This is a genomic window from Janthinobacterium saanense (genome assembly GCF_014200675.1).
In the GTDB taxonomy this organism is placed as follows: domain Bacteria; phylum Pseudomonadota; class Gammaproteobacteria; order Burkholderiales; family Burkholderiaceae_D; genus Janthinobacterium.
This window is the reverse complement of the sequence record NZ_JACHCI010000020.1, coordinates 24,498-45,508: the sequence shown is the minus strand read 5'-3', so window position 1 is coordinate 45,508 and position 21,011 is coordinate 24,498. Positions and strand designations below refer to the sequence as shown.

Here is a 21,011-nt window from a genome sequence, read left to right as displayed (position 1 = left end):
TCTTTCCGATCGCGACCGGCTACTGACCCGGATTGCCCGCAAGCATCATGCACATCATGGTACGCTTGTGGCACGCAAGTCTTGCCTGCGGCTGCGCCGCCCGCCAACACCTAGTCGTGAAAGGAAGAGCATGAATCTCTTCACCCGTTTGTTCGAATCGTTCCTGCGCAAGCGCCATACGGCCGGCCATTTCCGCCGCCATGCCATGCCGCTTGAAAACAGCACCGCCCGCCCTGTGCCCGATCATCTGGCGCGCCAGTTATTGCTGGCCGCCCATGAAGAATTGCATGCGGCGCTGGAGCGATTGCACACGCGTGAAAGCGGTTTGAGCGAAGACGAAGCGCTGGACGTGATCGCGCAAACGGGTCCGAACGAGGTGGAGCACGAAAAGCCGCTGGCCTGGTACCAGCATCTGTGGCTGTGCTACAAGAACCCGTTCAATCTGCTGCTGACGGTGCTGGCCACCGTTTCCTACCTGACGGAAGATCCGAAGGCGACCATCGTCATCGGCACCATGGTGATCCTGTCGACCTTGCTGCGCTTCGTGCAGGAAGGCCGCTCGAACCGCGCCGCCGAACGCCTGAAAGCGCTGGTCAGCAACACCGCCACCGTGCTGCGCGCCGGACAGCAGATCGAATTGCCGATCCGCAAGTTGGTGCAAGGCGACATCATCGTGCTGTCGGCCGGCGACATGATCCCTGCCGATTGCCGCTTGTTGTCGGCCAAGGATTTGTTCGTCAGCCAGGCGGCGATGACGGGCGAATCCTTGCCGGTAGAAAAGATGGCCGAATTGGCCGACGGCAATGGCAAAGACCCGATGGACATGGCCAATCTGCTGTTCATGGGCACCAACGTCATCTCGGGCGCCGCCACGGCGCTGGTGCTGGCAACCGGCAACCGCACGTATTTTGGCACCATCGCCACCCGCGTGACAGCCACCGAGCGCACGCCGACCGCGTTTGAAGCGGGCGTCAACAGCGTCAGCTGGCTGCTGATCCGCTTTGCGCTGGTGATGGCGCCGCTGGTCTTCCTGATCAATGGCTGGACCAAGGGCGACTGGATGGAAGCATTCCTGTTCGCCTTGTCGGTGGCGGTCGGCCTGACGCCGGAAATGCTGCCGATGATCGTCACCAGCACCCTGGCCAAGGGCGCCGTGAAACTGTCGAAAAAGAAAGTCGTCGTCAAGCGCCTGGACGCGATCCAGAACTTTGGCGCGATGGACGTGCTGTGCACCGATAAAACCGGTACCTTGACACAGGACAAGATCGTGCTGGAGCGCCATACCGACGTGTTCGGCCAGCCATCGGATGAAGTCCTGCAATTTGCCTACCTGAACAGCCACTATCAGACCGGCTTGAAAAACCTGCTGGACCGCGCCGTGCTCGACCATGTCGAGCTGCAAACGGAAATGCAGCTGGCCCGCGATTACGTCAAGGTCGATGAAATTCCCTTCGATTTCGTGCGCCGCCGCATGTCGGTTGTCGTGTCTGAAAAGAATGATCACCATGAACTGATCTGCAAGGGCGCGGTGGAAGAAATCCTGGCCGCCTGCAGCCATCTGCGCCTGGGCCAGAGCAATATTCCGCTCGACGATGCGCTGCTGGAAAAAGTGCTGGCCACCACCCAAGGCCTGAATGCCGAAGGGCTGCGCGTGGTAGCCGTGGCCGTCAAGGAAGTGCCGCCGCACAAAACCGTGTATGGCGTGGCCGATGAAACGGCGCTGACACTGATCGGTTATGTAGCCTTCCTCGATCCGCCGAAAGAATCGACGGCGCCCGCCCTGCGCGCGCTGGCCGAACATGGCGTGACCGTGAAAGTATTGACCGGCGACAACCATCTGGTGACGGCGAAAATCTGCCGCGAAGTGGGCCTGACCGTGCATGGCGTGCTGCAGGGACCGCAGCTGGACGACATGGATGACGCCACCCTGGCCAGGGCGGCAGAAGACAATACCGTGTTCGCCAAGCTCAGCCCGCTGCACAAGGAACGCCTGGTGCGCGCGCTGCGCGGCAATGGCCATATCGTCGGCTTCATGGGCGACGGCATCAATGATGCGCCCGCCCTGCGCGCCGCCGACATCGGCATTTCAGTCGATTCCGCGGTCGATATCGCCAAGGAAGCAGCCGACATCATCTTGCTGGAAAAGAGCTTGATGGTGCTGGAAGAAGGCGTGCTGGAAGGCCGCCGCACCTTCAGCAATATGCTGAAATACATACGCATGACGGCCAGCTCGAACTTCGGCAACGTGTTTTCCGTGCTGGTGGCCAGCGCCTTTTTACCGTTCCTGCCGATGCTGCCGCTGCATTTGCTGGTGCAAAACCTGCTGTACGATGTGTCGCAGATCGCCATTCCTTTCGACAATGTCGACCCGGAACTGATCCAGCAGCCGCTGAGCTGGAACCCGCGCGACATCGGCCGCTTCATGGTCTTCTTCGGCCCGATCAGCTCGATCTTCGACATCACCACCTTTGCCCTGATGTGGTACGTGTTTGACGCCAATACGCCGGAAAAACAAACCCTGTTCCAATCCGGCTGGTTCGTGGTCGGCCTGCTGACGCAAACCCTGATCGTGCACCTGATCCGCACGCCCAAGCTGCCGTTCATCGAAAGCATCGCTTCCGTGCCCCTGCTGGTGGCCACCACGGCCATCATGGCGGTCGGTGTATTCCTGCCGATGGGATCGTTTGCGACCTACTTCAAGCTCGAAGCCCTGCCACTCAATTACTTCCCGTGGCTGGTCGCCATCCTGGTCTGCTACACCGTGCTGACGACCGTGATGAAACGCATCTACCTGCGCAAATTCGGCTGGCAATAGTATGATGGGCCGCTCTACCTTGACCACTTAAGGCGCGCATGAGCGGCTCTCCCTCCTTTCCACGCAACAAGCGCACCCAGGCCCTGCTGCTCTCTGGCCTGGTCTTCCCCGGCAGTGGACATTTCTTGTTGAAACGTCCACTGCGCGCCTGCCTGTACATTCTGCCCACTCTCGCCGCCCTGCTCTTTGTGCTGCGCGACATCATGGCCCGCACGGACCAGTTGATGGACCAGATCAATAGCGGCGCCTTGCCGCTGGACCCGCAACTGATCCTGGAAAAAGTACAAGCCCTGTCCGCCAGCGATGGCTCCGCGATGGGCATCGCCGTGTGGGTGCTGGTCGCTTGCTGGATAGCCAGCCTGATCGATACCGTGCTGCTCACGCGATGACGGCAGAGGCAGACGCCCGCAGGCAGCGCAAGGAAGCAAAGATGCAGGCGCGGCGAGATTTATGGGCCGCCAGGCGCCAGGATGCTGCAGGTCCGCTGGCCTGGCGCGGCTGGTTCGACGGTTCCGCCCATCCCAACCCTGGCAAGCTGGGCATAGGCGCCCTGCTGCTGGGCCCGCAGGGTGAGCGTATCGAGGTCAGTGAAGCGCTAGACTATGGCAATAGCAGCGAAGCAGAATACGCGGCCTTGACGGCCGTGCTGCAAGCGGCGCTGGCGCTCAGCCCGCCTCCCATGGAACTGCTGCTGTATGGCGACAGCCAGGTCGTCATCAACGATGTGCTGGGCAGTACGCCGCTGGGTGCAAAAGGATTGGAAACACAAAGGGCCAGCGTCGTGGCCCTGCTGCAACAACTCCACAACGTGACCCTGCGCTGGATACCGCGCCACCGCAATGGCGAGGCGGACAGGCTGTCGCAACTGGCGATAGCTGCGTGGGTGGAACAAGATCCTCCAGCGCAAGATTAAGCAGCGCGGCCTATCCGCAAAGCCGGTTTCGGCTTTTGCAGCGCCGGCCGCTTCAAGCCACCCTGCCCACCCAGATTAAACACGCTCACCACATGCGCCAGATTGTGCGCCTGGTGCTGCATCGATTCGGCGGCCGCCGCCGATTCTTCCACCAGGGCCGCGTTTTGCTGGGTCACGGCATCCATCTGGCCGATGGCGCGGTTGATTTCATCGATGCCCACGCTTTGCTCGTTGCTGGCGGCCGTGATCTCGGTAATGATGTCGCTCACGCGGTGCACGCTGGCAACGATATCGTCCATGGTCGAACCGGCCTGCGCCACCAGCTTGCTGCCCGCGCTGACTTGTTCGACGGAATCACCGATCAATGCCTTGATTTCCTTGGCCGCCTGGCTTGAACGCTGCGCCAGGTTGCGCACCTCGGTGGCCACCACGGCAAAGCCACGGCCCTGCTCACCTGCCCTGGCCGCTTCCACGGCCGCGTTCAAGGCCAGGATATTGGTCTGGAAAGCAATGCCGTCGATCACGGAAATGATGTCGACGATCTTGTTGGACGAGGCGTTGATCGCATCCATCGTGCCCACCACCTGCGCCACTACCGTGCCGCCCTTGACAGCCACTTGCGCCGCCGTTGCCGCCAGCTGATTGGCCTGGCGTGCATTGTCGGCATTCTGCTTGACGGTCGAGGTCAGTTCTTCCATGGACGAGGCCGTCTCTTCCAGCGAGCCGGCCTGCTGCTCCGTGCGGCTGGACAAATCCTGGTTGCCGGCCGCAATCTGGGTCGATGAGGTAGCGATGCTGTCGGTGCTGGTGCGCACTTCGCCGACGATGGTCAGCAAACTGCTGTTCATGTCTTTCAAGGCCAGCAGCAATTGCCCCGTCTCATCCTTGGCGCTGGCATCGATCTGCGCCGTCAAGTCGCCATCGGCCACCCGGCGCGCCACATCGACAGCCGTACGCAGCGGGCCGACGATGCCGGTCGTCAGCAGCCAGGAACAGACGACGCCAAAGACCAGCGCCAGCACGGCCAAGGTCAGCAGCAAGTTGCGGCTGGTGCTGGCCACCCGGTCGATATCGCGCGCGGTGGCGTCGATACTGGCGCGCTGATGCTCGAGCAATTCAAACACCATCTTCTGGTATGTGGCGGCAGCCGGCACGAAGGTTTTTTCAAATACCTCGTTGGCGGCCTCGGCCTGGCCTTCGCCCTTGAGCTGGTAGACCTGGTCACGCGAACTCAGGTACAGCTTGCGCTGTTCCAGCAAGGCGGCAAACATGGTTTTTTCAAGCGGCTGGGCTATCAGCGCCTCGATCTTCTTTTGCAGTTCGGCCGAGCTGGCCGACGAGACTTTCGATTCTTCGGCGAAATACGCGCTCAGCGAGGTATCGGAGCTGCGGGCAATCGCGATCGTGCGGCGCACCGCGCTGTCGATGCGGCCATACCAGTCGGAAATATGGCGCTCCTTGGCCAAAGGCTGCTCCATCATTACGCGCGTGGCCGTGGCCACGTCGTGCAAACGCCATACGCTGATGCCGGTAATCAACATGGAAAACAGCAGGATCACGGCAAAGCCCAGGCCAAGGCGGGAGCCGATGCTGATATTTCTTAATATATTCATAATACTATCCTGAAAAAATTGGCGCATGGTCCAGTGGAACCGTGCGCCAGGAAAATCTGCTACATGGCGATGGCTTAGGCAGCCAGCTTTTCGATCAAGCCCATCTCGGCGCTCGACATCAGCAGATCGATATCGACCAGTATCAGCATGCGCTCGTCGAGCGTGCCCAGGCCAATCACGTATTCCGTATTGAGCGAGCGGCCCATGTCGGGCGCCGGCTTGATTTGCTCGGGCAGCAAGGTGGTGACGTCGGAGACGCGGTCGACCACCATGCCGACCACGCGGTTGCCGATATTGAGGATGATGACGACGGTGAACTGGTCATAGCTGGGCGTGCCCAGGTTGAACTTGATGCGCATGTCGACGATGGGCACGATGATGCCGCGCAGATTGACCACGCCCTTGACGAATTCCGGTGCATTGGCGATGCGGGTCGGCGTTTCATAGCTGCGGATTTCGCTGACCTTCTGGATGTCAATGCCATACTCTTCCTGCCCCAGGGTAAAAGCCAGATATTCGGCAGCTTTGGCGACGGCCGCGCCAGACTCGCTAGCGATAGTGTTCATGATAATCCTTTAGTAAAATAATCTATCTATTTTTACAACTAATTTGCCGCAAAGCCTGCGTCTTAAATTTCTGCGTGGCAATATTACCTCATGTAAATTTTACATGCACAAGAAAATGCATCTAGCCAAAAGCGCTGCGCTGCAGGCCGCTTTATGCCACACTAGCGCCTCCGTTTTTCACCCATTGAGAAATATGCAATCTTTGCTTACCCTATGGCAGCCTCGCCTGCTGGCCCTGGCTACCGCCGGCCTCGGCGATGACAGCGCCCACGACATCGCGCATCTGCACCGCGTCTGGCGCAATGCCTCCATCTTGCTGGAACAGCACCCGGAAGCCGATGCGCTGGTGGTGATGGCGGCCAGCTATCTGCATGACCTGGTCAACTTGCCGAAAAACCATCCCGAACGCCATCTGGCGTCGCGCCAGGCCGCTGCGCTGGCCTGCCGCCAGCTGGCCGAACAGGATTTTCCATCCGACAAGCTGGCCGGCGTGGGCCACGCCATCGAAACGCACAGCTTTTCTGCTGATCTGGCGCCGCACACCATCGAGGCACGCATCGTGCAGGACGCCGACCGCATCGACGCCCTGGGCGCCGTCGGCCTGGCGCGGCTGTTTTATACGGCGGCCCGCATGGATAGCGCGCTGGCGCATGGCGCCGATCCGCTGGCGCTACAGCGTCCGCTGAACGACAAGGCTTACGCGCTCGACCATATCGAGACCAAGCTGGCCAAGCTGCCAGGCAAGATGCAGACGCAGGCTGGGCGCGCGCTGGCCGAAAGCCGCCTGACCATACTCACCGACTTCCGCAGCACCTTTGCGCAAGAGTGGACCATCGCACCGGCTGCTTGATGGTGATAGCCAGCAAGACGCCTGCTGTCTATAATACAAGGCTCAGCTAGCGCTGCGGCCTGATACGCCGGCGCCACGCCAACCACCTATCCCCGCCCAGCCTGGCCAGACCGGCGGCGCGGGGACTGCGCCGAAAGCCTGCATGTCCAACGACACCGTTACCCCCTCCCCCGCGCCCTCAGCACCGGCGCGCGGCGGCAATCTGAACTTCATCCTCGTCTGCGTCTTTATCGACATGCTGGGCATCGGCCTGGTCGTGCCCGTGCTGCCCATACTGATCGGCGACTTCGTCAGCGGACGCGAGCAGCAAGCTTTCTGGTACGGCATCATGGCCGCCGTGTTCGGCTTGCTGCAATTCATCTTCATGCCCATGCTGGGCGCCATCAGCGACCGCGTGGGGCGCCGCCCCGTGCTGCTCTATTCAATGGCCGGCATGTGCATCAACTTCCTGGCCACGGGCTGGGCGCCGAACCTGGCTTGCCTGTTCATCGGCCGCATCATCGGCGGCGTCTCGTCGGCCAGCATGTCGGTCGCCTCGGCTTACGCCTCTGACGTCTCCACGCCCGAGAACCGGGCCAAGAGCTTCGGCAAGATAGGCGCCGCCTTCGGCCTGGGCTTTATCTGCGGTCCGATGCTGGGCGGCTTGCTGGGCGATATCAACCTGCACCTGCCCTTCTTTGTGGCGGCCGGCCTGTCGGCAGCCAATTTCATCTACGGTTATTTCTTCGTGCCTGAATCGCTGGCGCCAGGCGCCAAAGCACCGTTCACCCTGGCCCGTATCAATCCCTTCGCGGCCCTGCTGAAACTGCTGCGCCGCCTGGAAATCCGTGGCCTGGTGCTGGCCTTTGGCTTGATGACGTTTGCGCAAATGATGCTCAACACCACCTGGGTGCTGTACACCCATTTCCGTTTTGACTGGACGCCGCGCCAGAATGGCATCGCGCTGTTTTGCGTGGGCCTGTGCGCGGCCGTCGTGCAGGCAGGCTTGCTGGGCATACTGATCAAGCGCCTGGGTGAAGTGCGGCTGTCCTTGCTGGGCATGGTATCGGGCGCCATCACCTATTTGCTGTATGGCCTGGCGACGCAGGGCTGGATGATGTACGGCTTGATCCTGTGCAACCTGCTGGCGTTTGCCGCCGGTCCTGCCCTGCAAGGGATTATTTCCAAGGCCTCGGCAGCCGGTGAACAGGGCGAACTGATGGGCTCCCTGCAATCGATCAGCAGCCTGGGCATCATCTTCATGCCGCTGCTGGGCAGCGCCATCCTCGGTGAAGTCAGCCATTTGCCCGCCAACGACTGGCGCATCGGCAGCACCTTCTTTGTCTGCGCCATCATGCAAACCCTGGGTCTGATTGTTGCCTGGCGTTATTTCAAGTTACGCGGGGCAAAGTAAGCTGCGACTAAAGTTATTATCCAGCCTACGCACTACACCCGGGTAGCCCAGCTAAGCATTGCACGTAAGAAATAAATAGGTGAAAATGAAGGAATCCGCCGGGCGTACAAACGCTCGGTATTCGAGTGCGAGCAAGGATGGGTATGACTGATTTTTATTGCAGCGCCTGGCGCCGTACCGCGGCCATGCTGGCGCTGGCCCTGCCAACCCTGGCGTGGGGGCAATGTTCACGCGATATCCAGGTGCCTGTCTCGGCGGTCAGCCCCAACGTCGTCGTCAATGGCGCCAGCATCAGCGGCATCTATCCCGAGCTGCTGCGTGCGCTGGGCGCCAGGATGGGTTGCACCTTCGTCTTCACCGCCGTGCCGCGCGCACGCCAGGAAGCCATGTTTGAGCTGGGCAAGGCCGACCTGCTGATCCCCGCCACCAGCACCCAGCGGCGCGATCAGCAAGGCTTGTTCGTGCCCCTGATGGGCAATCGCCCCCTGCTCATTTCACTGCAAAGCGCACGCGCACCCATCAACAACATGCAGGAATTGATCGACAGACGCGAATTGCGGGTGGCGCTGGTGCGCGGCTACGATTACGGCGCGTCCTACCAGGCACTGGCCAAGGAATTGAGTAGCCAGGGCCGGCTGTTTTATGAAGTCGACGCCCTCTCGGTGGCGCGGCTGATGCAAAGCGGATTCATCGACGCCACCATCATGAGCCCGACCATCCTGTCCGGCGTGGCGCAAAACGATGCCCGCGTGTATGGCATGGCCGACCGCCTGCGTCTGGAAGCCTTGCCCGAATTACCTTGGGGCATGAGCGGCGCCTATCTGTCGCGCAAAACCCTCACGCCGGAAGACCAGGCCACCTTGCGTGAATTGCTGGAAAAAGTGGGCCGCTCAGGCGCACTGCTGGACGCCTTGCAGCGCAATCACAGGTCTGAGCTGCTGTCGGCCAGCGTCAGGCCGCGCTAAGGGCCTCTCGCGCCATGTCCGCTTCCGTCGTCGCCATCGTTTTATTTGCTGCCCTGCTGCACGCCAGCTGGAAGGCCATCGATCGGATAAGGCGCGTCAACCCGGAACCCGCCTGGCAAAAAAACCAACAGCATGCCCGCTAGGGCTTCCAGTCAGCAGCGCCGGCTCACGCCATTGCTTTGAGCCATTCCAGCAAATCACGCTGTGGCGTGCCCTCGGCCAACGGCGCGGGCGACAGCAGGCAATAGTGCGATCCATCGTCGACGAAGCCCATCGGCGCGGCCAGCACGCCATGCTCGATATCGTCGCGCACCAGATGCCAGGGACCGATGGCCACGCCCAATCCAGCCACGGCCGCCTGCAAGCTGAAATAAAAATGTTCAAAGCGCTGTCCGATTGCCTCGGACTGTGGCTGGCCGGCCAAGTCCGCCCACGCCGGCCATGCGTTCGGCCGGGTGCGCGTATGTAGGCGCGGCGCCGCCGGCCGCAACGCGGCGTTTCTCCCCGACGTGAACCATGTGCTGACCTTGTCCGGGCGGCATACCGGGCCGTTTTTTTCCGCGAACAGCGGCGCCGCATGAATCGCATCGGACCACGCGAAATCGTCGCGACGAATGGCAAGATCGATGCCGCTGTCGAACGAAAACGCTCCGCCGCCGGCAACCAGGTGGATATTAATGGCGGGATGCCTGGCCTGGAAGTCCGGCCAGCGCGGAATCAGCCAGCACATCAGCAGTGTCGGTTCGCACGACAGTACCCACTGCCGCTGTTGACGCGCACTGGCGCGCAATTCGCGGGTAGCCTGGCGCATCAATCCCAGCCCATCGCGAACCGCCTGCGCCAGTTTGCGGCCGGCGTCGGTCAGGAACACGCGGCGGCTGCGCCGCTCGAACAGCGCCACGCCGAGATCGTCTTCCAGCGTGCGCACGGCACGGCTGATCGCGCCGTGCGTCAGGTGCAACTCATCAGCCGCACGGGTGAAATTCTCCAGCCGTGCCGCCGCCTCGAAGCAACGCAGCGCCAATAAAGAAGGTAGCCGGGCGTCATTTAATGGTGACTTTGAATCACTATCGTGGTCAGGAATCATCGTTATTCACTGGTGGTTTATTTGGATAACATCAGGCTATTCGTAAATCACCGATAGGATAAAGCATGACTGAACTGTTAGCTGTAATCACCATCACACTACTCGCCGTCATCAGTCCCGGCCCGGACTTCGCAATGGTCACGCGTAACAGCCTGATATTGTCGCGCCGCGCCGGCGTGCTCACCGCCGTGGGCGTCGGGCTGGGCGTGCTGGTTCACGTCGGCTATACCCTGATTGGCGTGGGCATACTGATCAAGCAGTCGCCGTGGCTGTTCAGCACCGTCAAACTGGCCGGGGCGGCCTACCTGATCTGGCTCGGCGTGAAAATGCTGCGCACTGCGCCGGGTGGCGCGCTGGCCGACGCCACCATGGCGCCGCTGTCCGACATGGCGGCGCTGCGCACGGGATTCCTGACCAATGCACTGAATCCGAAAACCACGGTGTTCATCATCAGCCTGTTCATGCAGGCGATGCGGCCCGACACCCCGCTGGCCATGCAAATCGGCTATGGGGCGTTCATCTCGGGAGTCCACATGGTCTGGTTCAGTTTGGTGGCGCTGTGCTTTTCAAGCGGCACCGTGCGTGAACGGCTGCTGGCCATGCGTCACTGGATCGACCGGTTCTTCGGCACATTGCTGATCGGCTTTGGCGTGCTGCTGGCCTTGATGGGCGGGATCCGCTAGGAACCTATCGACGGCATCGGCGTACGCCTGTCAAGCGCGCCAGCAGCGTACACCATGTGGATATTCTTACTGAATGGAGTGGAATTAGTGCTATGGATGCTGGCGCGCTGTTCAGCGGTTTCGGCACGCTCGCTTTCTACGCCCTTGCCCTGTGGGCCATGACGCAGGCGCCAGTGGCAGCCGGCGCCGCACTGATGCGGGCCGGCTGCCTGTTTACTTCTTACTTGTCGTTCGGCACGATCGGCAATTCGATCGCGCTGCCCGCTCCCACCGCGTGGTAGACGCGCTGCGTGGCCTTCTGGTAATCAGCAGGCTGGGCCAGGAAGATATTCGGCACGAAGGTTTGCGGGTTGCGGTCGTACAGCGGGAACCAGCTCGACTGTACCTGCACGGCGATGCGGTGGCCCGGCAGGAAGACGTGGTTGGCGTTCGGCAAGGCAAAACGGTAGCGCTCGACCTTGCCCGATGGTATCGCCGTCGGATGTTCCAGGCTGTCACGGTAGCGGCCACGGAAGATATCCATGGAGATGCCCAGCTGGTAGCCGCCCATCGCAGGCTGCGATGGCACTTCGTCCGGATACACGTCGATCACTTTCACCACCCAGTCGCTATCGCTGCCGCTGGTCGAGGCAAACAGGTTCACCACCGGGGCACCGGCGATGCGCACCGCTGCTTTCAATGGCTCGGATACATAGCTGAGCACATCGGTACGGTCGGCATAGCCGCGCTGGTCGCTGACCAGCCATGGTTTCCACACATCGCCATCGTTCAGGCGCACGGGACGGGGCACGAAAGGCACGGGTTTGGCCGGATCGGACACGTACTCATCATAGGCGCCAGTCGCCTCGACACCCACCTGTGGCGCGGTAAAGCCCAGCTTGTTGCCGTCTTGCAGGTAGATGGAAGTGAGCTTGGTATCGCAGGTATCGCACGCCAGCGGCCACTGCTGCAAACGCTGCCATCGGTTGGTGCCGCTCTGGTAGACCGTCACGGGCGCCGTATTGGCCACCGGTGCATCATCCTTGAGGTACTGGTCCAGGAAAGGCTGCATGACTTTTTCGCGGAACTGGCGCGCCGTGTCGCCGTCGAACTTCAGCGGTCCCAGGGTCGAGCCTTCATAGTTGACGCCGCTATGGCGCCATGGGCCTACCGCCAGATAGTTCAGGTTATTGTTCTTGTCGCGCCCTTCCATCGCCGTATAGGTGGCGTAAGGGCCATAGATATCTTCCTGGTCCCACAGGCCCACCACGTGCATGGTCGGCACGGTCAGCGGCTTTTTCGCCAGGATCTTGTCGAGCGCCTGTTCCTGCCAGTAGCTGTCGTAAGCCGGGTGCTCGAACAGTTTTTTGGTGTAGGTCAGCTTGTCGATACCGAATTTCTTGGCAAAGTCGCCGGCCGAACCGATGCGCAGATACGCCTCGTAATCGTCGGAGACGCCCAATACCGGCGATGGACCGCCGCTACGCGCGCCAGTCTGGCCCGCGATATACGACAGGCTGGGCTGGCGGAAAGCGCCATTGTGGAACCAGTCGTCGCCGCGCCAGCCATCGACCATGGCGCTCATCGGAATGGCCACCTTCAGCGCAGGATGCGGGTCGACCAGCGCCATCAGCACCGTGTGGCCTTCGTAGGAAGAACCCAGCATGCCGACCTTGCCGTTACTTTCTGGAATGTTCTTCGACAGCCAGTCTATGGTGTCCCAGGCGTCCGTCGTATTGTCGACCTTGGTATTGTTCAGCGGGCCGCGCACCGGGCGCGTCATCACATAGTCACCCTCGGAACCATATTTGCCGCGCACATCCTGGAACACGCGGATGTAACCGTGCTCGACCAGGGTATCGTCACCCTGAGGCAACAGTCCCAGCATGGTGGGGCTGGCGGCCCGCTCGGCGCGCCGGGCCGCATTGTACGGCGTGCGGGTCAGCATGATGGGCGCCCGCCTGGCGTCTTTCGGCACCACGATCACCGTGTACAGCTTGACGCCGTCGCGCATCGGTATCATCACCACACGCTTGACGTAGTCGTTCAAGTCCGGCATGGCCAGCTTGGCGCCGATATCGGGCTGCATATACGGCGTCATCGGCGCTGTCTTTTGCTGCGTTTGTGCATGCAAGGCTGGCGCAGCGGCCATGATGGCGCCGAGCAGGGTGAGTTGGGTATAGCGGGCAGCAGGCCGGAGGCGCATGTATTTCTCCAAAGAACGACAAAGATAAACAGCCATGGTAGCGAAACAATGGCCCTGAAGCAATGCAACGCGGCCCACCTTTCCCGACAAAACTTGACAGATTGCCGTTGAACTGCAACCATAACGCCATGAACTTTATCCCTTCACAACACGCCTGCTTGAATTGGTGGTCCCGCTCACTCCGCGCGGCCACTGTATAGTGATGTGATTATGATCAACGCCGCCTAACTCGGTGGCGTAACAGGCTCAGTCCTGGATCATCCCCGAACCAGGTGGCTCGAAAGGAAACTTGATGAGCTTACCCAATACCCCAGATACCCCCGACACCCAGGACAACGCACCGGCGGCACCGCTGTCCGCCGCCGCCATCGCTTCGCAATCCGTGATCCTGACGGGCGACCGCCCGACCGGCCCATTGCACCTGGGCCATTACGTGGGCAGCTTGCGCAACCGCGTGACCTATCAGCACGACTACCAGCAATTCATCATGCTGGCCGACGCACAGGCGCTGACCGACAATATGGATGACATCGACAAGGTGCACCGCAACGTGGTCGAAGTGGCGCTGGACTACCTGGCCGTCGGCATCGACCCGAGCAAGACCACGGTGTTCATCCAGTCGCAGATCCCCGAACTGGCCGAGCTGACCTTTTATTACCTGAACATCGTCACCGTGGCGCGCCTGGAACGCAACCCGACCGTCAAGGAAGAAATCCGCTTGCGCGGCTTCGAGCGCGACATCCCGGCCGGTTTCCTGACCTACCCGGCCAGCCAGGCAGCCGACATCACGGCCTTCAAGGCAGGCGTGGTGCCGGTCGGCGAAGACCAGATCCCGATGATCGAGCAAACCAATGAAATCGTGCGCCGCTTCAACCGCATGTACAACCGCGAAGTGCTGATGGAATGCAAGGCGCTGGTGCCGGAAATCGGCCGCCTGCCCGGCATCGATGGCAAGGCCAAGATGAGCAAATCCCTGGGCAACACCATCAACCTGGGCGCCACGCCGGAAGAAATCACCGCCGCCGTGAAAAAAGTCTATACCGACCCGCTGCACCTGCGCGTGGCCGATCCTGGCCACCTGGAAGGCAATGTAGCCTTTACTTACCTGGATGCCTTCGATCCGGAAAAAGCCGCCTTGGAAGAAATGAAAGCGCATTATGTACGCGGCGGCCTGGGCGACAGCATCGTCAAGAAACGCCTGGAAGTGGTGCTGCAAGACTTGCTGGCGCCGATACGCGCACGCCGCGAAGAGTTCGCCAAGGACAAGGGCCAGATCATCCAGATGCTGAAAGAAGGCACGTTCCGCGCCCGTGAAGTGGCGGCCCGCACGGCCGATGAAGTCAAGTCGGCACTGGGTCTGAATTACTTTTAAATCATCATTTAGTATTAGCAAGCTGATGCGCCCTGCCGGAGTCGGGTAAAATCTCGTCTCCGCCAGGGCGCGGTGCGTTTGTAACCATAGAATAAGTCATTAAGTAATCGGCAAAGAAGGCGCAATGAACGATACCGCTATCGAGCAGCTGCTGCAGCAGCATTTTTCCATCGATGCTCTGCAGCAGGCGCCCGCTCCCTTGCAGCAGGCGCTGCGCATGCTGGGCGGCTGGCTGGCTGCCGGGCGCGACACGCCCTATCCGCATACGCCGTATGCGGAACTGATACCGCAACTGTCCAGCATCGCCCCGCCCGCACATGGCATGGCGGTGACGGATTTCCTGCAAGAACTCGATGCGACCGTGCTGGCCAATACGGCCCAGCTGAACCACCCGCGCTATATCGGCCACATGACCCAGGCCCTGCCCTGGGTCAGCGTGCTGGCCGAAGCGTTTACGGCGGCGCTGAACCAGAACCAGGTCAAGATTGAAACCGCCTATGTCTCGACCCTGATCGAAAAGCAGATTCTGGGCTGGCTGCACCGCCAGGTTTACCAGCACGACGATGCGGTCTACACGCAGGCGATGGCGGCCACCAGCGGCGCGCTGGGCAATGTGGTCAATGGCGGCACCATGGGCAATTTGACAGCCTTGGCCGTGGCGCTCGAGCATCACCTACCGGGCACGCGCAAGCGCGGCCTGTTTGCCACCATGCAGGAATCCGGCTATAGCGGCCTGGCCGTGATCGGTTCGGCCCGCAGCCATTATTCGGCCAAGAAAGCCCTGGCCACCCTGGGCCTCGGTGAAAACGCCTTGCACCTGGTGCCCGTCGACCGCGACAACCGCATCGATATCACCGCGCTGGAAACCACGATTGCCGGCTTGAAAGCGCGCAACATCAAGGTGGTGGCCATGATCGGCATCGCCGGCACCACGGAAACGGGCGCCATCGATCCTTTGGCCGCCATGGCGGCCATTGCCGCGCGTGAAAACATCTGGTTTCATGTGGATGCGGCCTGGGGTGGCGCCCTCTTGATCGCCGAGCAATTCCGCCCGTTGTACGACGGGATAGCTTTGGCCGACTCCGTCGTCATCGATGGCCATAAACTGCTGTGGGTGCCGATGGCGCAAAGCATGGTGCTGTTCAAGGATAGCGCCAGCCTGAATTTACTGAAACACAACGCCAATTACATCCTGCGCGACAATTCCGGCGACCTGGGCCAGACTTCGCTGGAAGGTTCGCGCCGCTTTGACACCTTGAAACTGTGGGCTACGTTCAAGGTGCTGGGCGTCTCCGGCTACACTACCCTGCTGCAACAGGCGGCCACCTTGTCGCGCCAGTTGCAGGATTTGCTGGCCTGGCAGCAGGATTTCGAGCTGCTCACGCGCTCGGACACGTTTATTCTCACCTACCGCTACGTGCCCGCGCACTTGCGCCAGCGCATGGCCGCCTTGCTCGAGAGCGGCCAGATCGAAGCGGCAACGGCATTGAACCAGCAACTCAACACCCTCACCGCCAAGCTGCAAAACCGGCAAAAAGCCGAAGGCCACAGTTTTGTGTCGCGCACGGTGCTCGAATCGACGCCGTATCCAGGCCCGACCAATGTATTGCGCGTGGTGATGAGCAACGTCCAGACGCGGCCCCAGCATTTGCAGGCCATCCTCGATGAACAACGGGCTATCGGCCAGGCGCTGGTGGCCGAGCTGGGCTTGTAAGAGGATGATTAACATCCTACTGTAGTGTCCTTTGCTCAACAGTGCTAGAATTTTGTCTGGAGATGGCATTCCTCCCACGCAACTTTAAAATTTTTCGTGAACCGCCTTCGGGCTGATGATGCCTGCAGACTTTCCTGGATGATTGGAAAGATGCAGGCGCGCGCTTGGCGTGGATGCATCGGCCGCCTGTCCAGGTTCGAACCACCCCAGACTGGACACGCATCATGACCCGGATTTCCGCCCTCACCGACCTGCTCTTGCATCTGTTGAAATGGCTGCTGATTGCCGCCCTGGTGGCCATATTGGCGGGCACAGCCTCGGCCGGCTTTTTGTTTGCCCTGGCATGGGCGACCAATACGCGCATGCTTCACCCCTGGCTGATCTGGCTGCTGCCGCTGGCCGGTTTTGCCGTCGGCTGGCTGTACCTGCGCTACGGCAATAGCGTGGAAGGCGGCGCGAATCTGCTCATCGATGAAATCCACGATCCGAAAAAAATCATTCCACTACGCATGGCACCGCTGGTGCTGGGCGCCACCGTCGTCTCGCATTTGTTCGGCGCGTCTGTGGGCCGCGAAGGCACGGCCGTGCAAATGGGCGGCGCTCTGGCAGACCAGCTGACACGGCTGTTTCGCCTGAATAACGAGGACCGCCGCATCATCTTGATGGCGGGCATCAGCGCCGGTTTTGCTTCCGTGTTTGGCACGCCGCTGGCCGGCGCCATCTTCGGCCTGGAAGTGCTGGCCATCGGCCGCCTGCGCTACGAAGCCATGCTGCCCTGCCTGGCCGCCGCCGTCATTGCCGACCAGGTGGGTTTGCTGTGGGGCATACAACACACCCACTACGCCGTGCCACTGATTCCCGCCATCTCGGCCTGGACCCTGGCTGCCATGGTGATTGCTGGAATGTTGTTTGGCATCACCGGCAAAGTGTTTGCCACCGCCACGCATGGCTTGTCGCACGCCATGAAACGCTGGATCAGCTACGCCCCGCTGCGCCCCTTGGCGGGTGGCCTGGTGGTGGCCTGCGCCGTCTGGCTGCTGGGTACCGACAAGTACATCGGCCTGGGCATCCCCACCATCGTCGACGCCTTGAAACAACCGCTGCCGGCCTGGGATTTCCTCGGCAAGATGGTATTTACCATCGTCTCGCTCGGCACCGGCTTCAAGGGCGGCGAAGTCACGCCCTTGTTTTTCATCGGCGCCACCCTGGGCAACGCACTCGGTCCCTTGCTGCACCAGCCCGTCACCTTGCTGGCCGCCATCGGTTTCGTGGCCGTGTTTGCCGGTGCGGCCAACACGCCTATCGCCTCGACCCTGATGGCGATGGAACTGTTTGGCGCCGAGATCGGCGTGTACGCCGCCATCGCCTGCGTGGTGGCGTATCTGTTTTCAGGCCACGCCGGCATTTACCGGGCGCAGCGCAGCGGACATGTGAAACGGCAGCAAGCTCGGCAGCAAGATGGCAAGCCGGATTGAACGCCGCCCGCCACGGGCCTCTGCCCAGGAGGGCAATATAGTGCCGCTAGTATAATGGGAAACATTTTGCCCACCGCATAGCTTTCGATGAAAATACCAGTACCTTCTGCCACCAGCACCAAACCCCGTACTTCTTCCCTTGTCAACCTGCCCGAACTGGCCCTGATCGCCATCACCTTTATCTGGGGCGGCACTTTTCTGGTCGTCCACAATGCCGTCACCGCCAGCGGGCCGCTGGCCTTTGTGGCCGCCCGCTTTGCCATCGCCGCCGCTATCTGCGCCCTGATTTGCCGGCGCCAATTGTTCAAGCTGACCAAGGCCGAGTTCGTGACGGGCGTGGCCATCGGCGTGACCATCTTTGGCGGCTACACCTTGCAAACCTATGGCTTGATGTTTATTTCGAGCAGCAAGTCGGCCTTTATCACCGCCTTTTATGTGCCGCTTGTGCCGCTGGTGCAATGGCTGGTCTTCAAGCAACGCCCTCACCCGGCCGTGTGGGTGGCTGTGGTGGTGGCCTTTACGGGTTTGCTGCTGCTGACGGGCACCGATGGCCTCAGCATGGGCCTGGGCCAGGGTGAATTGATCACGGCCGTGGGGGCGATTGCGATTGCGCTGGAAATTATCCTGGTCAGCCGCGTGGCTGCCAGCCTGAATATCTTGCGCGTGACCATTGTGCAGCTGGCCACTGCGTCATTGATCGCGCTGCTGCTGATGCCGGTGCTCGGCGAAGCGCCGCCGCCACTCGGCAAGACCTTTGTATTGAGCGTGATCGCGCTGGGCTGCGCCAGCGCGCTGATTCAATATGTGATGAACTGGGCGCAAAAACGCATTTCCGCCACCAAGGCTACCCTGATCTATGCGGGTGAACCGGTGTGGGCGGGCGTGATCGGCCGCATTGCAGGTGAACGCCTGCCCGGCCTGGCCATCGTGGGTGCCGTATTGATTATCGCCGCCGGCATCCTCAGTGAATGGCGGCCTAACAAGGCCGGCAACAGCGCTAAGGCCGAGCTGAGCCAGTAATCAGACCAGCGCCAGCGCCTTTAAAGCTGGCACGATGTCGTGCAGGCTGGCCACTTCAAACGTGGGGATCGCCAGCGAAGTATTGGCCAGACGGGCCGGATTGAACCAGCAGCTGTCGATGCCATAGCGGTTGGCGCCAAGGATATCGGCGTCCAGGCGGTCGCCGATAATGATGGCTGCTTCCTTGACAAAGGGGCGCGCCATATCGGCGGCGTACTCGAAGAAGCGGACATCGGGCTTGGCATGGCCGCATGCTTCGGAAGTGGCGACAAAGGAAATGCAGTCGCCCAGGCCCGAACTGGTAATGCGGCGGTTCTGGATGGTATCGACACCATTGGTGATGATGCCCACCTCGCCGATGGCGGCGAGCGCCACGCACACCTCGCGGGCGCCGTCGATCAGCACCACGGTGTCTGGCAGGGAGTCCAGGTACAGCAGGCTGGCCGCTTCCGGGTCCAGCCCCAGGCCATGCCTGGCAAAGGTGGCGCGGAAACGCTCCACCTTCAGGAAATCCTTGCTCACTGCGCCCGTTTCAAATTTGCGCCACAGTTCGGTGTTGATCACCTGGTAATCGGTGAACAGCCCGTCCACGCGCTCGTGCAAGCCCAAAGCCTGCATGGTGCGTACAAACGACAGCTTTTCGGAAGCCCGGAAGTCGAGCAAGGTATCATCTAAGTCAAACAAAAACAGGGTGTGCTTCATCAGTTCCGCTATGAGAGTGGAGGTAATGTTGCATGTTAGCATGACCTATCTCAAAGCAGAGCTCGCCTCCCCCTGCAAGGCCAGCGGCACCGCCCGCGCCCAGCGGTTCGATGAGAGCGAAAACGTCAGCGCGCGCACCTGATGGTACCAGCCGGCCGGCACGTACAGCATGTCGCCCGGGTGGACGATGCATACAACCATGCTGGCCTGGCGCGCCAGCGGGAACTTGTCGAAATCGGGCGCTTCCGGGTCGAACGGTGAACCGAACAGGATGGCGTTCGCTTCGCTCGGGTACAGGAATTCGTCGTGATGCGGCGGCGCAAGGAAAATGCGCTTGCTGCCCCAGATTTGCGCAAAGATATTGTCATCGTAATCGCAATGCAGGGGCGTCACCGTGCCAGCCGGGCCGATCCAGAAACGCGGCGGCCCCATCTTGTCGAAATACGTGGGCCAGTGGCACTGGCTATTTAATTCGCGCAATTCCAGGTTGCCCAGATACGGCGGCAAGGCGTGTACGCCACTGTCCACCAGGTCCAAATATGCCAGCATAGACATATCCTGCATGGCGCGATCAAGCGCAAAAGCCGTGTTGATATAGTCGCCCACGCGCGCCCGCACGGGCACATGGCCATAGCGCTGACGCAGAATGTCGGGCGTTTCGCCAAACAAGGGCCAGCGCTTGACCAGCCCGCTCATCAAAAAGGGCAAGCCCCGTGCAGCCTGCGCCCGGAATGCGGCGGCCCCTAGCATGCCCATCTGCGGCACGCTGGAAATGGTGGGCAGCTCGCGCGCAGCGTGCTTGATCGCGGTGCGCATGGCGGCGATGGACGCCACGCCGCGCACCTGCGCATCCTTGCGCTCGCGCGCCTGTTTCCTGGCAAGCGCGTCTTCGGGCGAGGCAAACGCGGCCGGCGGCCTGGGCGGCAACACGCGTGGCGCTGGATGGGAACTGGCTATCTTCTTCTCTACTGGCATCGACTTTACACTTCATGGGGAACGCTGCAACCGTGCAGCCAAACTGGCCGCCAGTTTAACATCGTGCTGCTAGGGGGGAGAACTGGCCAGCGCCAGCAAGAGCGGACCGATCTTGTCTGCCGGCAAGCACCAATCCACCTCCACCTTGTCGAGTGCGCTTTGCGGCATCGATGGCGCCAGCGCATCGGACGGCGCTTGCACCACGACCTTGCCGCCGCCAGCCTTGATCGCCTGCAAGCCCGCCGTGCCATCATCCAGATAGCCGCTGAGGATGACACCCACCACGTTGGCGCCGTATGCGCTGGCGGCGCTGCGGAACAGGGGGTCGATGGCGGGGCGTGTATGGTGTTCTTTCGGTCCACGGCTCAAGCAGACCATGCCCTGCCCCTTCATCCGCCGGACCAGCATATGCCAGTCCGGCGGCGCCAGCAGGATGCGCCCTGGCATCACAGGCTCCCCGTCACGCGCATGGCGTAATGGCAAAGGGCAATGCCGGGACAGAATTTCGGGAAGCAGGCTCTTGCGCGCGCCCACGTGCGAGACGATCAACACAGGCGCCGAAAAGTTTGCTGGCAAGCAGGCACAAATGACAGGCAACGCTTTCAAGCCACCTGCGGAAGCACCAATAAGTACCAACGGCTCCATGCAAGCCTCCTTGCACACGACGATGGAAGAGGTCCTGA

19 protein-coding genes and 1 riboswitch are annotated in these 21,011 nt (G+C 61.2%); of the genes, 12 read left to right on the top strand and 7 right to left on the bottom strand.

What is annotated here, in order from left to right; all coding sequences use genetic code 11:
• The first annotated feature begins 130 nt into the window (after positions 1 to 130).
• From mgtA to HDE72_RS22240, 3 genes are read left to right on the top strand one after another with little or no spacing between them, the layout of a single operon-like run.
• Positions 131 to 2,815: a magnesium-translocating P-type ATPase gene (gene mgtA, locus HDE72_RS22250; RefSeq protein WP_183745879.1), complete on the top strand. Its 2,685-nt coding sequence runs from the start codon at positions 131 to 133 to the stop codon at positions 2,813 to 2,815.
• Between the two features lie 38 nt (positions 2,816 to 2,853).
• The gene (locus HDE72_RS22245) at positions 2,854 to 3,204 is read left to right on the top strand and encodes a hypothetical protein (protein WP_183745876.1); all 351 of its coding nucleotides are present in this window, start codon (positions 2,854 to 2,856) and stop codon (positions 3,202 to 3,204) included.
• Positions 3,201 to 3,728, top strand: coding sequence for a ribonuclease HI family protein (locus HDE72_RS22240; protein ID WP_183745873.1), 528 nt, complete (start codon positions 3,201 to 3,203; stop codon positions 3,726 to 3,728). Before HDE72_RS22245 ends, HDE72_RS22240 begins: the two co-directional genes overlap by 4 nt.
• Here HDE72_RS22240 and HDE72_RS22235 read toward each other — a convergent pair.
• Both HDE72_RS22235 and HDE72_RS22230 read right to left on the bottom strand, forming a co-directional pair.
• Entirely contained in the window at positions 3,725 to 5,341 is a 1,617-nt protein-coding gene (locus HDE72_RS22235) for a methyl-accepting chemotaxis protein (protein WP_183745870.1), read from the bottom strand. The genes HDE72_RS22240 and HDE72_RS22235 overlap by 4 nt on opposite strands.
• A gap of 74 nt (positions 5,342 to 5,415) precedes the next feature.
• Complete coding sequence (locus tag HDE72_RS22230) at positions 5,416 to 5,907, bottom strand: chemotaxis protein CheW (protein ID WP_183676491.1); 492 nt, start codon at positions 5,905 to 5,907, stop codon at positions 5,416 to 5,418.
• Between the two features lie 193 nt (positions 5,908 to 6,100).
• On the opposite strand from HDE72_RS22230, the gene HDE72_RS22225 reads away from it, so the two are divergent.
• The 3 genes from HDE72_RS22225 (at position 6,101) to HDE72_RS22215 (ending at position 9,115) form a co-directional block, all read left to right on the top strand.
• Entirely contained in the window at positions 6,101 to 6,757 is a 657-nt protein-coding gene (locus HDE72_RS22225; RefSeq protein WP_183745867.1) for an HD domain-containing protein, read from the top strand.
• Between the two features lie 142 nt (positions 6,758 to 6,899).
• On the top strand, positions 6,900 to 8,150 hold the full coding sequence (locus HDE72_RS22220) for an MFS transporter (protein WP_183745864.1): 1,251 nt from the start codon (positions 6,900 to 6,902) through the stop codon (positions 8,148 to 8,150).
• A 143-nt stretch (positions 8,151 to 8,293) separates the two neighbouring features.
• Positions 8,294 to 9,115, top strand: a complete 822-nt coding sequence (locus tag HDE72_RS22215) for a substrate-binding periplasmic protein (protein WP_183745861.1) — start codon at positions 8,294 to 8,296, stop codon at positions 9,113 to 9,115.
• A gap of 166 nt (positions 9,116 to 9,281) precedes the next feature.
• Here HDE72_RS22215 and HDE72_RS22210 read toward each other — a convergent pair whose 3' ends face one another.
• Positions 9,282 to 10,202, bottom strand: coding sequence for a LysR family transcriptional regulator (locus HDE72_RS22210; RefSeq protein ID WP_183745858.1), 921 nt, complete (start codon positions 10,200 to 10,202; stop codon positions 9,282 to 9,284).
• 65 nt (positions 10,203 to 10,267) lie between these two features.
• Between HDE72_RS22210 and HDE72_RS22205 the strand changes: the two genes are divergently transcribed.
• Both HDE72_RS22205 and HDE72_RS22200 read left to right on the top strand, forming a co-directional pair.
• Positions 10,268 to 10,885, top strand: a complete 618-nt coding sequence (locus HDE72_RS22205; protein ID WP_183745856.1) for a LysE family translocator — start codon at positions 10,268 to 10,270, stop codon at positions 10,883 to 10,885.
• 92 nt (positions 10,886 to 10,977) lie between these two features.
• The gene (locus HDE72_RS22200; RefSeq protein ID WP_183745853.1) at positions 10,978 to 11,166 is read left to right on the top strand and encodes a hypothetical protein; all 189 of its coding nucleotides are present in this window, start codon (positions 10,978 to 10,980) and stop codon (positions 11,164 to 11,166) included.
• On the opposite strand, the gene HDE72_RS22195 is transcribed toward HDE72_RS22200, so the two are convergent.
• A complete protein-coding gene (locus tag HDE72_RS22195; protein ID WP_260176865.1) occupies positions 11,106 to 13,070 on the bottom strand; it encodes a CocE/NonD family hydrolase in 1,965 nt (654 codons plus the stop codon). The two genes, HDE72_RS22200 and HDE72_RS22195, sit on opposite strands and share 61 nt — an antisense overlap.
• 292 nt (positions 13,071 to 13,362) lie before the next feature.
• Here HDE72_RS22195 and trpS point away from each other — a divergent pair, with 292 nt between their 5' ends.
• The 4 genes from trpS to HDE72_RS22175 all read left to right on the top strand — a co-directional run bounded on the left by trpS (position 13,363) and on the right by HDE72_RS22175 (position 18,651).
• Positions 13,363 to 14,442 carry a tryptophan--tRNA ligase gene (trpS, locus tag HDE72_RS22190; protein WP_260176864.1) on the top strand — a complete coding sequence of 360 codons (1,080 nt, stop codon included), beginning with the start codon at positions 13,363 to 13,365 and terminating at the stop codon, positions 14,440 to 14,442.
• Positions 14,443 to 14,566: 124 nt separating this feature from the next.
• On the top strand, positions 14,567 to 16,156 hold the full coding sequence (locus HDE72_RS22185; protein WP_183745851.1) for a pyridoxal-dependent decarboxylase: 1,590 nt from the start codon (positions 14,567 to 14,569) through the stop codon (positions 16,154 to 16,156).
• Positions 16,157 to 16,205: 49 nt separating this feature from the next.
• A riboswitch (Fluoride riboswitch) is annotated at positions 16,206 to 16,288 on the top strand.
• A 92-nt stretch (positions 16,289 to 16,380) separates the two neighbouring features.
• Positions 16,381 to 17,631, top strand: coding sequence for a voltage-gated chloride channel family protein (locus HDE72_RS22180; RefSeq protein ID WP_183745848.1), 1,251 nt, complete (start codon positions 16,381 to 16,383; stop codon positions 17,629 to 17,631).
• A gap of 87 nt (positions 17,632 to 17,718) precedes the next feature.
• Entirely contained in the window at positions 17,719 to 18,651 is a 933-nt protein-coding gene (locus HDE72_RS22175) for a DMT family transporter (RefSeq protein ID WP_183745845.1), read from the top strand.
• Here the strand turns inward: HDE72_RS22175 and HDE72_RS22170 are convergent, their stop codons facing one another.
• The 3 genes from HDE72_RS22170 to HDE72_RS22160 form a co-directional block, all read right to left on the bottom strand.
• On the bottom strand, positions 18,652 to 19,353 hold the full coding sequence (locus HDE72_RS22170) for a YjjG family noncanonical pyrimidine nucleotidase (protein WP_183745842.1): 702 nt from the start codon (positions 19,351 to 19,353) through the stop codon (positions 18,652 to 18,654).
• A gap of 45 nt (positions 19,354 to 19,398) precedes the next feature.
• Positions 19,399 to 20,328 (bottom strand): cupin-like domain-containing protein, encoded by a 930-nt coding sequence (locus HDE72_RS22165; protein WP_183745839.1) that lies wholly within the window; start codon positions 20,326 to 20,328, stop codon positions 19,399 to 19,401.
• A gap of 69 nt (positions 20,329 to 20,397) precedes the next feature.
• On the bottom strand, positions 20,398 to 20,973 hold the full coding sequence (locus tag HDE72_RS22160; RefSeq protein ID WP_183745837.1) for a chemotaxis protein CheB: 576 nt from the start codon (positions 20,971 to 20,973) through the stop codon (positions 20,398 to 20,400).
• Between the last annotated feature and the right edge of the window lie 38 nt (positions 20,974 to 21,011).

Excerpts from the sequence above, each read along its gene's own strand:
- HDE72_RS22245 (WP_183745876.1), top strand. The coding sequence starts at position 2,854 with ATGAGCGGCTCTCCCTCCTTTCCACGCAACAAGCGCACCCAGGCCCTG.
- HDE72_RS22160 (WP_183745837.1), bottom strand. The coding sequence starts at position 20,973 with ATGGAGCCGTTGGTACTTATTGGTGCTTCCGCAGGTGGCTTGAAAGCG.
- HDE72_RS22230 (WP_183676491.1), bottom strand. The coding sequence starts at position 5,907 with ATGAACACTATCGCTAGCGAGTCTGGCGCGGCCGTCGCCAAAGCTGCC.
- HDE72_RS22225 (WP_183745867.1), top strand. The coding sequence starts at position 6,101 with ATGCAATCTTTGCTTACCCTATGGCAGCCTCGCCTGCTGGCCCTGGCT.
- HDE72_RS22240 (WP_183745873.1), top strand. The coding sequence starts at position 3,201 with ATGACGGCAGAGGCAGACGCCCGCAGGCAGCGCAAGGAAGCAAAGATG.
- HDE72_RS22220 (WP_183745864.1), top strand. The coding sequence starts at position 6,900 with ATGTCCAACGACACCGTTACCCCCTCCCCCGCGCCCTCAGCACCGGCG.
- HDE72_RS22170 (WP_183745842.1), bottom strand. The coding sequence starts at position 19,353 with ATGAAGCACACCCTGTTTTTGTTTGACTTAGATGATACCTTGCTCGAC.
- mgtA (WP_183745879.1), top strand. The coding sequence starts at position 131 with ATGAATCTCTTCACCCGTTTGTTCGAATCGTTCCTGCGCAAGCGCCAT.
- HDE72_RS22185 (WP_183745851.1), top strand. The coding sequence starts at position 14,567 with ATGAACGATACCGCTATCGAGCAGCTGCTGCAGCAGCATTTTTCCATC.
- HDE72_RS22175 (WP_183745845.1), top strand. The coding sequence starts at position 17,719 with ATGAAAATACCAGTACCTTCTGCCACCAGCACCAAACCCCGTACTTCT.
- HDE72_RS22210 (WP_183745858.1), bottom strand. The coding sequence starts at position 10,202 with ATGATTCCTGACCACGATAGTGATTCAAAGTCACCATTAAATGACGCC.
- HDE72_RS22215 (WP_183745861.1), top strand. The coding sequence starts at position 8,294 with ATGACTGATTTTTATTGCAGCGCCTGGCGCCGTACCGCGGCCATGCTG.
- HDE72_RS22195 (WP_260176865.1), bottom strand. The coding sequence starts at position 13,070 with ATGCGCCTCCGGCCTGCTGCCCGCTATACCCAACTCACCCTGCTCGGC.
- HDE72_RS22235 (WP_183745870.1), bottom strand. The coding sequence starts at position 5,341 with ATGAATATATTAAGAAATATCAGCATCGGCTCCCGCCTTGGCCTGGGC.
- HDE72_RS22180 (WP_183745848.1), top strand. The coding sequence starts at position 16,381 with ATGACCCGGATTTCCGCCCTCACCGACCTGCTCTTGCATCTGTTGAAA.
- HDE72_RS22200 (WP_183745853.1), top strand. The coding sequence starts at position 10,978 with ATGGATGCTGGCGCGCTGTTCAGCGGTTTCGGCACGCTCGCTTTCTAC.
- trpS (WP_260176864.1), top strand. The coding sequence starts at position 13,363 with ATGAGCTTACCCAATACCCCAGATACCCCCGACACCCAGGACAACGCA.
- HDE72_RS22165 (WP_183745839.1), bottom strand. The coding sequence starts at position 20,328 with ATGCCAGTAGAGAAGAAGATAGCCAGTTCCCATCCAGCGCCACGCGTG.
- HDE72_RS22205 (WP_183745856.1), top strand. The coding sequence starts at position 10,268 with ATGACTGAACTGTTAGCTGTAATCACCATCACACTACTCGCCGTCATC.